The sequence below is a fragment of the Brachybacterium sp. EE-P12 genome, from assembly GCF_003711805.1.
Taxonomy (GTDB): Bacteria; Actinomycetota; Actinomycetes; order Actinomycetales; family Dermabacteraceae; genus Brachybacterium.
The window spans coordinates 543,831-556,906 of record NZ_QXCP01000004.1 but is presented as its reverse complement, the minus strand read 5'-3'; the positions used below and the strand labels follow the sequence as shown (position 1 = coordinate 556,906).

Annotated in this window: 14 protein-coding genes and 2 tRNA genes; 4 read left to right on the top strand and 12 right to left on the bottom strand. The window is 72.1% G+C overall.

Annotation, left to right across the window (positions count from 1 at the left end; genetic code table 11):
- Positions 1–74: 74 nt before the first annotated feature.
- The 4 genes from D1648_RS05655 to D1648_RS05640 form a co-directional block, all read right to left on the bottom strand.
- Positions 75–419: a chorismate mutase gene (locus D1648_RS05655; RefSeq protein ID WP_122939814.1), complete on the bottom strand. Its 345-nt coding sequence runs from the start codon at positions 417–419 to the stop codon at positions 75–77.
- Positions 416–1,756: an ATP-dependent Clp protease ATP-binding subunit ClpX gene (gene clpX / locus D1648_RS05650; RefSeq protein WP_122939813.1), complete on the bottom strand. Its 1,341-nt coding sequence runs from the start codon at positions 1,754–1,756 to the stop codon at positions 416–418. The genes D1648_RS05655 and clpX overlap by 4 nt, the downstream gene beginning before the upstream one ends.
- A 188-nt stretch (positions 1,757–1,944) precedes the next feature.
- Positions 1,945–2,583 (bottom strand): ATP-dependent Clp protease proteolytic subunit, encoded by a 639-nt coding sequence (locus D1648_RS05645; protein WP_164518627.1) that lies wholly within the window; start codon positions 2,581–2,583, stop codon positions 1,945–1,947.
- A gap of 111 nt (positions 2,584–2,694) precedes the next feature.
- Positions 2,695–3,336, bottom strand: a complete 642-nt coding sequence (locus D1648_RS05640) for an ATP-dependent Clp protease proteolytic subunit (RefSeq protein ID WP_122939811.1) — start codon at positions 3,334–3,336, stop codon at positions 2,695–2,697.
- Positions 3,337–3,746: 410 nt separating this feature from the next.
- Between D1648_RS05640 and D1648_RS05635 the strand changes: the two genes are divergently transcribed.
- Positions 3,747–4,574, top strand: a complete 828-nt coding sequence (locus D1648_RS05635; protein ID WP_122939810.1) for a C40 family peptidase — start codon at positions 3,747–3,749, stop codon at positions 4,572–4,574.
- A 70-nt stretch (positions 4,575–4,644) separates the two neighbouring features.
- Here D1648_RS05635 and D1648_RS05630 read toward each other — a convergent pair whose 3' ends face one another.
- From D1648_RS05630 to D1648_RS05620, 3 genes are all read right to left on the bottom strand, one after another.
- Positions 4,645–5,271 (bottom strand): dihydrofolate reductase family protein, encoded by a 627-nt coding sequence (locus D1648_RS05630; protein WP_122939809.1) that lies wholly within the window; start codon positions 5,269–5,271, stop codon positions 4,645–4,647.
- A 172-nt stretch (positions 5,272–5,443) separates the two neighbouring features.
- A complete protein-coding gene (gene tig, locus D1648_RS05625) occupies positions 5,444–7,030 on the bottom strand; it encodes a trigger factor (RefSeq protein WP_122939808.1) in 1,587 nt (528 codons plus the stop codon).
- Positions 7,031–7,115: 85 nt separating this feature from the next.
- Positions 7,116–7,189 (bottom strand) — tRNA-Pro (locus D1648_RS05620).
- 137 nt (positions 7,190–7,326) lie between these two features.
- Between D1648_RS05620 and D1648_RS05615 the strand changes: the two genes are divergently transcribed.
- Positions 7,327–7,400 (top strand) — tRNA-Gly (locus D1648_RS05615).
- Positions 7,401–7,464: 64 nt separating this feature from the next.
- On the opposite strand, the gene D1648_RS05610 is transcribed toward D1648_RS05615, so the two are convergent.
- A complete protein-coding gene (locus D1648_RS05610; RefSeq protein ID WP_122939807.1) occupies positions 7,465–8,109 on the bottom strand; it encodes a response regulator transcription factor in 645 nt (214 codons plus the stop codon).
- Complete coding sequence (locus D1648_RS05605) at positions 8,106–9,209, bottom strand: sensor histidine kinase (RefSeq protein ID WP_241155364.1); 1,104 nt, start codon at positions 9,207–9,209, stop codon at positions 8,106–8,108. The genes D1648_RS05610 and D1648_RS05605 overlap by 4 nt, the downstream gene beginning before the upstream one ends.
- Before the next feature lie 119 nt (positions 9,210–9,328).
- Between D1648_RS05605 and D1648_RS05600 the strand changes: the two genes are divergently transcribed.
- Both D1648_RS05600 and D1648_RS05595 read left to right on the top strand, forming a co-directional pair.
- Positions 9,329–10,084 (top strand): ABC transporter ATP-binding protein, encoded by a 756-nt coding sequence (locus tag D1648_RS05600; RefSeq protein WP_122939805.1) that lies wholly within the window; start codon positions 9,329–9,331, stop codon positions 10,082–10,084.
- Positions 10,081–10,878 carry an ABC transporter permease gene (locus tag D1648_RS05595; protein WP_122939804.1) on the top strand — a complete coding sequence of 266 codons (798 nt, stop codon included), beginning with the start codon at positions 10,081–10,083 and terminating at the stop codon, positions 10,876–10,878. The genes D1648_RS05600 and D1648_RS05595 overlap by 4 nt, the downstream gene beginning before the upstream one ends.
- A gap of 103 nt (positions 10,879–10,981) precedes the next feature.
- Here D1648_RS05595 and D1648_RS05590 read toward each other — a convergent pair whose 3' ends face one another.
- From D1648_RS05590 to D1648_RS05580, 3 genes are read right to left on the bottom strand one after another with little or no spacing between them, the layout of a single operon-like run.
- Complete coding sequence (locus D1648_RS05590; protein ID WP_122939803.1) at positions 10,982–11,437, bottom strand: iron chaperone; 456 nt, start codon at positions 11,435–11,437, stop codon at positions 10,982–10,984.
- Positions 11,438–11,467: 30 nt separating this feature from the next.
- A complete protein-coding gene (locus tag D1648_RS05585; protein ID WP_122939802.1) occupies positions 11,468–11,899 on the bottom strand; it encodes a VOC family protein in 432 nt (143 codons plus the stop codon).
- 10 nt (positions 11,900–11,909) lie between these two features.
- Entirely contained in the window at positions 11,910–12,356 is a 447-nt protein-coding gene (locus D1648_RS05580; RefSeq protein ID WP_241155399.1) for a helix-turn-helix transcriptional regulator, read from the bottom strand.
- Positions 12,357–13,076: the final 720 nt, after the last annotated feature.

The window sequence follows — 13,076 nt, the reverse complement described above, 5'->3', positions numbered from 1 at the left end:
GCAGCGATGCTACCAGCGCAGGGACCCGCCGGAGACGAGTCCTGCAGGTACGGCGAGGCGGGGGCCGGGGCCGCTCAGGCGCCGGCCTGACCCTCCTCGCGGATCCGCTCGTGGTGGCGGATCACCTCGGTGACGATGAAGCGCATGAACGCCTCGGCGAAGGTGGGGTCCAGACCGGCCTCGTCGGCGAGGGTGCGCAGGCGATCGATCTGCTGCTGCTCGCGGGACGGGTCCGCCGGGGGCAGGCCGTGCTCGGCCTTCAGCACCCCGACCCGCTGGGTGTGGGAGAACCGTTCGGCGAGCAGGTGCACGAGCGCGGCGTCGATGTTGTCGATGCTGCGCCGCTCCTCGCCGAGGAGCTGCCGGGCGCGCTCGACCTCCGCCTCGCGGGTCCCGCCCGCGGGAGAGGGGGTGCTCATGCAGTGCGCTCCTGGCGGTCGTCGGCCTCGGCGCGGTCCGCGTCCTTGCCGGTGAGCATGAGCGGGGCCCGCCCCTCGGTGACGACGCCCTCGGTGATGACGACCTTGACCACGTCGTCGCGGGAGGGCACCTCGAACATCACCGGCTGGAGCGCCTCCTCGAGGATCGCGCGCAGGCCGCGCGCGCCGGTCTCGCGCTCCACGGCCTTGTCGGCGATGGCCTCGAGGGCGCTGCGCTCGAAGTCGAGCTCGACACCATCCAGGGCGAACATCTTGCGGAACTGCTTCACGAGCGCGTTGCGCGGCTCGGTGAGGATCGTGATCAGCGCGTCGCGGTCGAGGTTGGACACGCTGGTGATGACCGGCAGGCGGCCGATGAACTCGGGGATCAGCCCGAACTTCAACAGGTCCTCCGGCAGCAGCTTGGAGTAGAGGGCCTCCTGCTCGAGCGGCGAGTGCAGCTCGGAGCCGAAGCCGATGCCGCGCTTGCCGATCCGGGAGCTGATGATGTCCTCGATCCCGGCGAAGGCGCCCGCCACGATGAACAGCACGTTCGTCGTGTCGATCTGGATGAACTCCTGATGGGGGTGCTTGCGCCCGCCCTGGGGCGGCACCGCCGCGACGGTGCCCTCGAGGATCTTCAGCAGCGCCTGCTGCACGCCCTCCCCGGAGACGTCACGGGTGATCGAGGGGTTCTCGGCCTTGCGGCCGATCTTGTCCACCTCGTCGATGTAGATGATGCCGCGCTCGGCCTTCTTCACGTCGTAGTCCGCAGCCTGCAGCAGCTTCAGCAGGATGTTCTCGACGTCCTCGCCGACGTACCCGGCCTCGGTCAGCGCGGTCGCGTCCGCCATCGCGAAGGGGACGTCGAGCATCTTCGCGAGGGTCTGGGCGAGATAGGTCTTGCCGCAGCCGGTGGGGCCGACGAGCATCACGTTGGACTTCGCGACCTCGATGTCCTCGTGGTCGGTGCCGGCCTCCTCGGCGAGGGCCTCGGCGGCGCTCTTCGCGGACGGGCCGGCCTGCTCGGAGTCCTGGGCGCGCACGCGCTTGTAGTGGTTGTAGACGGCGACGGCGAGAGAGCGCTTGGCGGGCTCCTGTCCCACCACGTACTCCTCGAGGAAGTCGAAGATCTCCCGCGGCGCGGGCAGCGGGGCCTGCTCCTCGGCGGCGGGCTGCGCGGCCTGGATCTCCTCGGCGATGATCTCGTTGCACAGCTCGATGCACTCCTCGCAGATGTACACCCCGGGCCCGGAGATCAGGCGCTCGACCTGCTTCTGCGACTTGCCGCAGAAGGAGCACTTGAAGACGTCACCGGTCTCGCTCGTACGTGCCACAGCTGTCCTCCTCCTCGGCGCTCGGACCCGACCAGCCTACCCGGAGCCTCCCGGGGCGCCGCGCAGGCTCGCTGAGGGCGGAACGCCGTGGCCGTCGGGAGCCGGACACGCCGCAGGGCGGCACGGAGGAATCCGTGCCGCCCTGCGGCGTGCTGGCCGGACGGGCCCCGGACCGGACCGTCCTCGCCTCAGCGCCCGATGGCCGGACGCACCTCCTTGCGGGAGGCGAGCACCTGGTCGACCAGGCCGTAGTCGAGGGCCGCCTGCGCGGTGAGGATCTTGTCGCGCTCGATGTCGCTGCTGATCTGCTCCTTGGTGCGGCCCGAATGGTGGGCGAGGGTCTCCTCGAGCCACTCGCGCATGCGCATGATCTCGTTCGCCTGGATCTCGAGGTCGGAGGCCTGGCCGCCACCGCCCTCGCCACCCATCGCGGGCTGGTGGATGAGGATCCGGGCGTTCGGGAGCGCGAGGCGCTTGCCGGGGCTGCCGGCGGCGAGCAGCACGGCGGCGGCGGAGGCCGCCTGGCCGAGGCACACGGTGGTGATCTCGGGCTTGATGTACTGCATCGTGTCGTAGATCGCGGTCAGCGCCGTGAAGGAGCCCCCGGGGCTGTTGATGTACAGCGTGATGTCGCGGTCGGGGTCCTGGGACTCGAGCACGAGCAGCTGCGCCATGACGTCATCGGCCGAGGCGTCGTCCACCTGCACGCCGAGGAAGATGATGCGGTCCTCGAAGAGCTTGGTGTAGGGGTCCTGGCGCTTGAAGCCGTAGGCGGTGCGCTCCTCGTACTGGGGCAGCACGTAGCGCGAGGTGGGCATCGGGGCCATGGGGGCGGGGCGGCCGCCGGCCTGGGCGGTGGGCAGCGCGCCGATGGTGCGGGGATCGAAGGTCACGGGGTCTCCTGGTCGCGTGGGTGTCTGTAGGCGTGGGAGGGGCGGTCAGTCGTCGGTGCCGCCGCCGCCCGTGACGTCACCGGAGCCGGTGACGATCTTGTCGATGAAGCCGTACTCGAGCGCCTCGGTCGCCGTGAACCAGTGGTCGCGGTCGGAGTCGGCGTGGATCTGCTCGACGCTCTTGCCCGTCTGCTCCGCGATCAGCTCGGCGAGCTGCTGCTTCATGGACAGGATGAGGTCGGCCTGGATGCGGATGTCGGTGGCGGTGCCGCCGAGGCCGCCCAGCGGCTGGTGCATCAGCACTCGGGTGTGGGGGGTCGCGTAGCGCTTGCCCTTGGTCCCCGACGAGAGCAGGAACTGCCCCATCGACGCCGCCATGCCCATGCCGACGGTGACGACGTCGGGCCTCACGAACTGCATCGTGTCGTAGATGGCCATGCCCGCGGTGATCGAGCCGCCGGGGCTGTTGATGTACAGGTAGATGTCCTTGTCGGGGTCCTCGGCCGCCAGCAGCAGGATCTTCGCGCAGATCGCGTTGGCGTTGTCGTCGCGGACCTCCGAGCCGAGCCACACGATGCGCTCGCGCAGAAGGCGCTGGTAGACGTTGTCGTCGAGGCCCATCAGGGAGTCGCCCGCCGCGGCACGGGGCGCGGAGGGCTGGTTGCTCTGCGGGGTCTTAGAGGTCACGGTGGCTCCTAGATCGCGGGAATCGTCGATGGGTCGACTCTAGGCGCTGGGCGGGACGGGCACGGACCCTGTTCGCCGCAGGCGCACTGGGCCGAGGCCGACGAAGGGGCTGTCGAGGCCTGGGCGTTCGAGGGACCGTGGGGCCCCGGCCGCTCGCCGCCCGACCGCACGCCGCCGCCCAGGATGTGGCGGACCCGTCCGGGGATCGTCAAGCCGGGGCGAGACTCGGTCACGACTTCCTGCGACTGTGCAAAAACCTCCCCAAGAGCGCTCTCCGGGTCTGCCAAGCGCCTTCTGAGGCGGCCTGCGCCGCTCGTACTGTGAGGTCATCGCCCCGACCCCCAGAGGTCACGACATCCCGCAGGACATCCCCCGACAGTGGTCGGGACCGGAAGGAACGCACCGCTCTCATGGCTCAGCACAACTCCCACCGCCTCCCCGGCCGCGCCCAGCTCCCGACGCAGCAGGCCACGGTCGCCGCTCGCGGTCTCGGCGGCGCCGCCGTCCTCGGCACCGTCGTCCTCGGCTCGGCCTTCGTCGGCTCCTCGGCGCAGGCGGCCCCTGCCGCCCCGAGCGCCCCGGCCGCCGCGCCGTCCGCGTCCGCCCCGGCCACCGCGCCGACGGTCGCCCCCTCCGCCGCCCTGAACACCACCCAGAAGCTCCGCTGGGGCTCCCGCGGCAGCTCCGTCAAGGAGCTGCAGACCGCGCTGAACTCCCACGGCGCGAACCTCGCCGTCGACGGCGTGTTCGGCAAGCGCACCCACGCGGCCGTCAAGGACTACCAGTCCTCGAAGGGCCTGCAGGTCGACGGTGTCGTCGGCCCCAAGACCCGCGGCGCCCTCAACGGCGGCGTCTCCACCGGCGGCGCCTCCGCGCCCTCGGCCTCCTCCGGCTCCTCGAGCTCCTCGAGCAGCGCCATCGTCAACGCGGCCCGCTCGGCCGTCGGCACCCCCTACTCCTGGGGCGGCTCCTCGCTCAGCGGCATGGACTGCTCGGGCCTCGTGAACTACGCCTACAAGGCGGCGGGCATCTCCCTGCCGCGCACCTCCGGCCAGATCGCCAACGGCGGCCGCTGGATCTCCCAGTCGCAGGCCCAGCCCGGCGACATCGTCGCCTGGTCCGGCCACGTCGCGATCTACGCCGGCAACGGCCAGATCATCGACGCCTCCGGCTCGAAGCAGCGCGTCGTCGAACGCTCCATCTGGGGCAACCCGATCGGCTTCGTCACCTACCGCTGAGCCTCCCGGCACCCCGGCCCACGGCCCGGCTCCCCTCGCGGGGGCCGGGCCGTTCCTGCTCCCCGCGCCCTCAGCCCGCGGCTCGGCGCGGGCGGTAGACGCGGCCGAACCCGGCCTCCGCCCCAGGGATCGGCCCCACCAGCTCCCAGTCGATCCGTCGTCCGCCCGGGACCGAGAAGGCGCGTGTCCCGTCGCCGAGCATGACCGGCGCGGAGAAGATCTGCAGCTCGTCGACGAGGTCGAGCTCGAGGGCCTGGCGCGCGATGCCGGCGCTGATGATCTGCACGTCCCTCCCCGCCGCGAGCTCGCGGGCGCGGCGGATCGCCTCGGCCACGTCGACGTCCAGAGCGATCACCGAGGGATCGTCGTCGAGCTCCTCCGGCCGATGGGTCAGCACGATCTCGACCCCGCCCCATGCACCGCCGTACGCCTCGGAGGTGAGCTCGCCGCGCTCGGCCGCTCGGGCGATCGCGGCGTCGTAGCCGCGCCGGCCGGAGATGATCACGCCGACGGGGGCGGCGAGCCGAGCGACGACCTCCTCGCCCATCGGCGGGCAGGCCTCGAGCCAGGACATGTCGTGCTCGGGACCCGTGATGAAGCCGTCGAGCGAGGCGGTGAACCCCCAGGTGACCCTGCCGGGCGGGGTACTCGCGGGATCATCGGGATCGTCGTGTCGGCCGGAGGGGCGAGGTGTCATGGGGGGCTCCCGGGCGTCGGAGGGTCCCGGCGCTCGCCGGGACGGGGAGTCTTCCATCGACGACGACGGGCCGCCACCCCAGGGGGTGGCGGCCCGTCGCTGCGACCCGATCAGGACACCGTCCGGTCGGAGCGGTGCGCTGTCCGGGCGATGCCCGGTCAGGGGCGGTGCGTCACTCGGCCTTGTCGGCCGCGTCCTTCGCGTCCTCGGACTCGGCGGCCGAGTCCTTCTTGGCGGCGGTCTTCTTGGCCGGGGCCTTCTTCGCCGGGGTCTTCTTCGCGGGCGCCTTCTTCGCGGCGGGCTTCTCGACCTCCGCGTCCTCGGCGGTCTCGCCCTCGGAGGCCTCGGCCTTCTTCGCGGCCGGCTTCTCGGCGGCGGCCTTCTTGGCCGGAGCCTTCTTCGCGGGGGCCTTCTTCGCGGGGGCCTTCTCCTCGGCCTTCTCCTCGGTCTTCTCCTCCGCGTCGTCGGCCGCCTCCTCGCCCTCGTCCTGGGCCTTCAGCCCCAGGTCGAGCACGTCGCCGGACTCGTTCTTGACGGTCACGTCGGCGAGGACCACGTCGAGCGCCTTGGAGCGCTGGACCTCGGCGAAGATCTGCTCGAGCTGGCCGGACTGCGCGAGCATCTGCAGCAGCTGGTTCTGCTCGATGCCGTACTGCGCCGAGAGCTGCGCCATGTAGCTCATCAGGTCGTTCTGGTCGACGTCGACCTGTCGGGAGCCGTTGATCTCGTCGAGCAGGAACTGAGCGCGGACGGCCTTCTCGGTGTCCTCGCGGATCTCCTCGCCGTGCGGGTCGCCGGCCTCCTTGCCCTCGTTCTCGAGGTGGGAGAGGATCTCGTCCTCGACCAGCTGCTCGGGCACGGGGATCTCGAGCTCCTCGAGGAGCTTCTCGAGCAGGGCGTTGCGGGCCAGGGCCACGCGGTTGCCCTCGGCGTCCTTCGCGGCCTGCGCCTTGAGGTCCTCCTTGAGCTCGTCGATGGTGTCGAACTCGGAGGCCATCTCGGCGAACTCGTCGTCGGCCTCGGGCAGCTCGCGCACCTTGACGGACTGCGCGGTGACCTTGACCTGGGCCTCCTCGCCGGCACGATCGCCGCCGGCGAGCTTCGAGACGAAGGTGGTGGTCTCCTCGGCGGACAGGCCGATCAGCGCCTCGTCGAGGCCGTCGAGCATGTTGCCCTCGCCGATGCGGTAGGAGACGCCCTCGACGGACTCGATCTCCTCGTCGTCGATGGTGGCGACCATGTCGAGGGAGACGAAGTCGCCGTCCTCGGCAGGGCGGTCGACGCCCACGAGGGTGCCGAAGCGCTCGCGCAGCTCGGTCAGGCGCACCTCGACGGCGTCCTCGTCGACCGCGGGCTCCTCGATCTCGACCTCGTAGGAGGCGAAGTCCGGCAGCGCGATCTCGGGGCGGACGTCCTGCTCGACGGTGAAACGCAGCTCGCCGTCCTCGGCGCCGTCCAGGCCCGGGATCTCGGTGACCTCGACCTCGGGGCGGCCGACGGGCTTGAGCTCCGCCTCGGCCGCGGCCTGCTGGTAGAAGTCGGGCAGGGAGTCGTTGACGGCCTCCTGCATGATGGCGGGACGGCCGAAGCGCTGCTCGACGAGCTTGGAGGGGACCTTGCCCTTGCGGAAGCCGGGGATCTGCACGGAGTCGGCGATCTTCTTGGTGGCTGCTTCGACGGCGGGCTTGAGCTCGTCGAAGGGCACCTCGACGGTGAGCTTCACCCTGGTGGGGCTGAGCTTCTCGGACTCGGTCTTCACTGGTCAGGTCTCCCTGTGGATGGACATCGGATGGACGATTCTGGCGGTGCCCCGGAGCTCGCGCGGAGGCGACCCGGTGGCGGAGTCGGGGTGACAGGATTTGAACCTGCGACGTCCCGCTCCCAAAGCGGGTGCTCTACCAAGCTGAGCTACACCCCGGAGGGCAACCCAGGGGATATTACCCGGTCCGCCCGCGCGTCGGCGGAGAGCGCCCGCGAGGCTGTGAGCAGATGCATGTCGCCCGGCCCACGCCGGATGTGCTCGAACGGCGCTGATCTGGTTCAATGGAGCGGCACGCGGGCGTAGCTCAATGGTAGAGCCTCAGTCTTCCAAACTGATTACGCGGGTTCGATTCCCGTCGCCCGCTCCAGCGGACAGGCCGCATCTCCCCTGGTCAGGGCGGGATGCGGCCTGTTCTCGTCCAGAGCTGCACCTCACCCCAGAAGGCCCTCGCGCAGCGCACGGAGCACCGCGCTGGTGCGGTCGCGAGAGCCGGTCTTGGTCAGGATCGCCGAGAGGTGGTTCTTCACGGTGCCCTCGGCGAGGTGCAGCACCTCGGCGATCTCCCGGTTGCTGCATCCCTCCGCCACGAGTCGCAGCACCTCGGTCTCGCGAGCGGTGAGCGCCTGCAGCGGCACCTCGTGGGCCTCCCGCTCCGTCGCGCCCTCTCGCAGCGCGCGCAGCAGGGAGTCTGTGATCGAGGGGGACATGAGCGTGCCGCCCCCGGCCAGCACCTCGACCGCATGGGCGAGCCGGGCGATGGTGACGTCCTTGAGCAGATAGCCGCGCGCCCCCGCCCTGAGCGCGCGCAGCACCAGCTGATCGTCGTCGAAGGTGGTCAGCACCAGCACCGGCACGTCGCTGCGCTGCTCGCGCAGCCGCTCGAGCGCCCAGATCCCGTCGTGGCGCGGCATGCGCAGGTCCATGAGCACGACCTCGGGTGCGTGCTCCTCGATCGCGGCGAGCGCCTGCGCGCCGTCCTCCGCCTCGGCGACCACGTCGATCCCGGCGACCTCGAGCAGGGTGCGGATCCCCTCGCGCACGAGAGCCTGGTCGTCCACGACGATCACCCGCGTCATGAGCCCACCAGGCGTCCACGCACCGGGAAGCCGGGTCCGGGGTCGATGGTGATCTCCCCGCCGAGCTGCTCGAACCTCTCCGTCAGCCCCCGCAGCCCGTTCCCGAGCGCGAGCTCGCCGGCGCCGACGCCGTCGTCACGGGCGAGCAGCACGACGCCGCCGCCCTCCTGCACGGTCACGTCGATCCGCAGCCGGGTCGCCTCGGAATGGCGGATCGTGTTGGTCACCGTCTCCTGGGCGAGCCTGATCAGGGCGATCTGCTCGGTCTCGGCCAGGCGCAGCTCGTCGTCGACCTCGATCTCGACGTCGAGGCCGGGGATGCCCTCGACCATGCCGCGCAGCGCGGCACCGAGATCCATCGGCCGTGCCCGCATCTCCCCCACCGTCGCGCGCACGTCGCCCAGCAGCTCACGGGCCACCTGGTCGGCGCGCTCGACCTGGCGACGGGACTGCTCGCCCTCGAGGTGCCGGGCGGCCTCGAGGCTGAGGGCGAGGACGGTGAGCTGGTGCCCGATGAGATCGTGCAGCTCGCGCGAGATCCGCAGCCGCTCCGCGGTCCGCGCCGACTCCTCCAGGAGGACGCCCGCCGCCCGCAGCTCGACATGGGCGCGGGCGAGCTCCCTGCGCATCCGGACCTCGCGCAGCAGGGTCGCCGTGCTGAAGGCGCTCGCGACCTGGATCAGCAGGTAGAACAGCGAGAGGAGCAGCGACTCGACCAGGCCCGCTCCGGCGATCTGGACCGACGCCAGGACCACGCCGGTGTTCGCCAGGATGATCAGGGACGTCCATGCCGGTCGCACGACGTACACGCTCGCGGCGGCGGTGAGCACGACGAGCACCTGGATCAGGCCGCCGCCGGCCGTCGAGAGGATCAGCGCCCAGGAGCACAGCACCGCGACCATGATCGAGGCCCGCTCCCACCATGGCCGCCCGACCACGCCCATGGCGCCGAAACCCAGCAGGTACGCCACGAGCAGCAGCAGCCACACCGGGCGCGGCAGCGCGGACTCGATCACGCCCAGCAGCGCGGGCAGGGAGACGCCGACGGCGACCGCCAGCATCACCGCCCCGGCCCAGCCCTCCGTCCTCAACCAAGGCATGACCCCAGCGTAGGGCGGCGGGTCCGGCCCCGCCCGTGCCGATGGTCATGGTCCGGCGCCCCCGAGCCGGTGACCGCCGGCACCGGCGCACCGCGGGCGCCGCTCCGTAGCGTCGAGGCATGACCAGGGACAGCAGGCAGTGCCCGGCCGTGCGGATCGCCGGGCTGCGCAAGAGCTATCGCGGACGACCCGCCGTGGACGGATTCGATCTGGAGGTCCGCCGGGGTGAGACCGTCGGCATCCTCGGCGCCAACGGTGCGGGCAAGACCACCACGGTCGAGCTCGTGGCCGGCCTGCGCCGTGCGGATGCCGGACGGATCTCGGTGCTCGGTCTGGACCCGGTGCGGGACCGTGCCGCCCTGCGACAGGTGCTCGGCGTCCAGCTCCAGGAGAGCCAGCTCCACGGCGCACTCACCGTCGGCGAGCTCATGGATCTGTACGGCAGCTTCTACCCCGCTCCGCGTCCCCGCGGGGAGCTGCTGGAGCTCCTGGAGCTGCGCGCGCAGGAGAGGATCCGCTTCGAGCATCTCTCCGGCGGGCAGCAGCAGCGGGTCTCGGTGGCACTGGCGATGATCGGCCGACCCCGCGTGCTGATCCTCGATGAGCTCACCACGGGTCTCGACCCGGCGGCGCGGCGGCGCATGTGGCGCACCCTCGACACGCTGCGCGCCGAGGGCGTGACCATCCTCCTGGTCAGCCATGCGATGGACGAGGTGGAGCGCCTGTGCGACCGGATCGTCCTGCTCGGAGCCGGACGCGTCCTCGCCTCCGGCACCCCCGCCGAGGTCGCCGCCGCCGCGGGCGCCGCGACCCTCGAGGACGCCTTCGTCGCCCTGACCGGCGACTCGCCCCGAGAACAGGAGACTCCCCGATGACCGCCGCCCAGGACGCTTCCGCCCTCACCGCACCCACCGGACGGCCCCGACGGCCCGGAGCGCGTGCGCTGATGATGCTGGCGCGCGCCGAGGGGAAGATGATCGCCCGCGACATCGCGGGACTGCTCACCCCCTTCGCGCTCCCGCTGCTGATACTTCTCACGAGCGCCTCGGGGGCGAGCCGGCAGGAGGTCGTCGCGGGCCGCACGGTCCTGGACCTGTACGTGCTCCCGCTGGTGCTGGTGATGGTGCTCGCCTTCGTGGGCGTGCTGAACATGCCGAGCTTCCTGGCCTACTACCGCAAGGCCGGGATCCTCCGCCGCCTCGCGGTGACCCCGGCCTCCCCCGTGCTGGTGCTGCTCGCCCAGGCGCTCGTCTCGGCGGTGCAGGCGGCGCTCGGCATCCTCGCGGCCGCCGTCGTGGCGGCCCTCGCCTTCGGCGCGAATCCGCCGCTGCACCTGTGGTCGGCGCTGGGGGCTCTGGTCCTCATCGCCGCGGCGATGTACGCCACGGGGATGATCGTCGCCGCCGTCGCGCCCTCGCCGAGCGCGGGGGTCGCGATCGGGCTGCTCGGCTTCCTGGGTCTCGGGGCGCTGGGCGGCATGTTCGGCGGGCGAGACTCGCTGCCGGGGCCGCTCGCCGAGATCGGCGCGCTGCTCCCCTTCGGCGCGGGGGTGGATGCGCTCGGTGCGGCGTGGGCGGGTCAGCCCCTGCCCGGTCAGGCGCTGGTCGCGCTCGCCGGCGCCGTGGTGGTCGGGACCGTCGTGGCAGGGGCGCTGTTCCGCTGGGAGTGAGGCCGCATCGCCGGGCCGGGACGGAGGCGGAGACGCCTCCGTCCCGGCCTTGCCGGGTTCCGGGACCTGCATGGTCCCGGATCCCGCGCGCGGCCGTCGTCGGTCAGGAGCCGAGGGCGCGCGCCACGAGCGCGGCGATCCTCTCGGCCGCGGCGTCGTCCACCTCGGTGACCGCGAAGGACGTCGCCCACATGCTCCCCTCGTCGAGGCGGGCGGGGGCGTTGAAGCCGAAGCTGCTGTAGCGCTCGTCGAACTTCGAGGCGGGCGTGAAGAAGCAGACCACCTCGCCGTCGAGCGCCCAGGCGGGCATCCCGTACCAGGTGCGGGGATCCAGCTGCGGCGCGACGAGGGAGACGATCTCGTGGACGCGCTGCGCGTCGCGTCGATCGCCCTCGGGCAGGCCGTCGATCAGCTTCTCGAGCTTCGCGCGGTCGCTCTCGCGCTTCTTCGCGCCGCGGCCCTGGGCCTTCTCGGCGCGGATCTCCTCGGCACGGGCGCGCATCGCCTCCTTCTCGGCGGCGCTGAAGGTGCCGGCGGTGTCATCGGTCGCTCGGGTCATGAGTTCCTCCCGGGGTCGGTCTCGAGTCGTTCAGGCGGCGGCCTGCTGGATGCGGATGAGGTTCCCGGCGGGGTCGCGCACGGCGCAGTCGCGGATCCCGTAGTCCTGGTCGACGGGCTCCTGGACGATCTCGGCGCCTGCGGCCGCGAGCGCCGCGAAGGTCGCGTCGAGGTCGGCCGCGGCGAGGTTCGCGCCGAAGTAGGCGCCCTTGGCGATCACCGAGCGCAGCGCGGCGTGCTCCTCGGCGGTGATGCCGTTCCCCTCCAGGAGGGGATGGAGCACGAAGGCGGTGTCGGGCTGTCCGACCGGACCCACGGTGATCCAGCGCATCGGGCCGCCGCCGACGTCGAGACGCACCTCGAAGCCGAGCACGTCGCGGTAGAACGCGAGGGAGGCCTCGGGGTCGGTATGGGGCAGGAAGCTGGAGTGGATGGTGAGCGCGTGGCGCGGCGTGGTGGTCATGGGAGGAACGCTACGAGGTGGCGGCGCCGGGCGCTTCTCGATTCCTGATCGGTCTGGTGATCCTGCGGGCGATGCAGGGAGGCATCCCGTCGAGCACCTCGGCGCCATGGCGGCGATAGGCGCTCGGCGGCACGCCCACGAGCTCCTTGAAGCGAGTGCTGAACGTGCCCGGCGAGGTGAAGCCGACGTCCATGCAGATGTCGGTGACGCTGCGGTCGGTGCTGCGCAGCAGGGCCATGGCCCGCTCGATCCGACGGGTCATGAGATAGGAGTAGGGCGACTCCCCGAACTCCTCCCGGAAGCGGCGGCTGAGGTGCCCGGCCGAGAGATGCACCCCTGCGGCCAGGGCCTCGACATCGAGCGGACGGTCGTGCTCCCGGTCCATGCGATCCCGCACCCTGCGCAGGAGCACGAGATCGGCGGGGGCCCCGGCGGGGGCGAGGGGACCGGCGTGCACCCGCAGCACGACCGTGCTGCCGTCCTCGCCGAGCACCTGGTCCACCGGGCCGAGCCGGCCGGTGGCATGCGCGGCTTCCCGCGCGGCGCGGCACTGCTCGCGGTGCATCTCGAGCAGCAGCACCCCGCCCGGGGCGAGATGGTCGGCGGCGCCGGCGATCAGCGCACGCACATGGTCCAACCCGTCCTCCCCGCCCAGCAGCGCGGCCCGCGGCTCGTGCTCGCGGGCCTCGCGGGGCATCAGCGCGAGCCGCTCGTGCGGCACGTAGGGCGGCACCGCGGCGATCACGTCGAAGCGCTCTCCCTGGGGCAGAGCGGCCCAGCCGTCGCCGTGATGGAGTCGAGCCCGCGGGGGAAGGTTCCGACGGGCGACGGCGAGCGCGGCGGCGTCGCCGTCGGCCGCGTGGACGAGCGCGCCCGGCACCCGCCGTGCGACGAGCGCGGCGACGGGTGCGGCGCCGGCGCACATCTCGAGCACGCGCGGTGCGCGGCGGGCAGCGGCGGCGCGCACCGCCTCGCCGATCAGCAGCTCGGTGCGCCGACGGGGCACGAACACCCCGGGCCCGACGGCCAGGCGCTCCCCCATCACTTCGACTCTCCCCACGACATGCTCGAGGAACTCCCCCGCCTCGCGCCGACGGGTCATCGCCTCGAGCTCGGCGGCATCCCGGGCGGCGCCGCGCAGGAGCTCGGCCTCCTCCTCGGCGAAGACGCAGCCCGC

Bases quoted from the DNA above. Each gene is read 5' to 3' on its own strand.
- D1648_RS05590 (WP_122939803.1), bottom strand. From the start codon at position 11,437: ATGACCCGAGCGACCGATGACACCGCCGGCACCTTCAGCGCCGCCGAG.
- D1648_RS05655 (WP_122939814.1), bottom strand. From the start codon at position 419: ATGAGCACCCCCTCTCCCGCGGGCGGGACCCGCGAGGCGGAGGTCGAG.
- D1648_RS05645 (WP_164518627.1), bottom strand. From the start codon at position 2,583: ATGGCCCCGATGCCCACCTCGCGCTACGTGCTGCCCCAGTACGAGGAG.
- D1648_RS05595 (WP_122939804.1), top strand. From the start codon at position 10,081: ATGACCGCCGCCCAGGACGCTTCCGCCCTCACCGCACCCACCGGACGG.
- D1648_RS05600 (WP_122939805.1), top strand. From the start codon at position 9,329: ATGACCAGGGACAGCAGGCAGTGCCCGGCCGTGCGGATCGCCGGGCTG.
- D1648_RS05585 (WP_122939802.1), bottom strand. From the start codon at position 11,899: ATGACCACCACGCCGCGCCACGCGCTCACCATCCACTCCAGCTTCCTG.
- D1648_RS05610 (WP_122939807.1), bottom strand. From the start codon at position 8,109: ATGACGCGGGTGATCGTCGTGGACGACCAGGCTCTCGTGCGCGAGGGG.
- D1648_RS05635 (WP_122939810.1), top strand. From the start codon at position 3,747: ATGGCTCAGCACAACTCCCACCGCCTCCCCGGCCGCGCCCAGCTCCCG.
- D1648_RS05630 (WP_122939809.1), bottom strand. From the start codon at position 5,271: ATGACACCTCGCCCCTCCGGCCGACACGACGATCCCGATGATCCCGCG.
- D1648_RS05605 (WP_241155364.1), bottom strand. From the start codon at position 9,209: ATGCCTTGGTTGAGGACGGAGGGCTGGGCCGGGGCGGTGATGCTGGCG.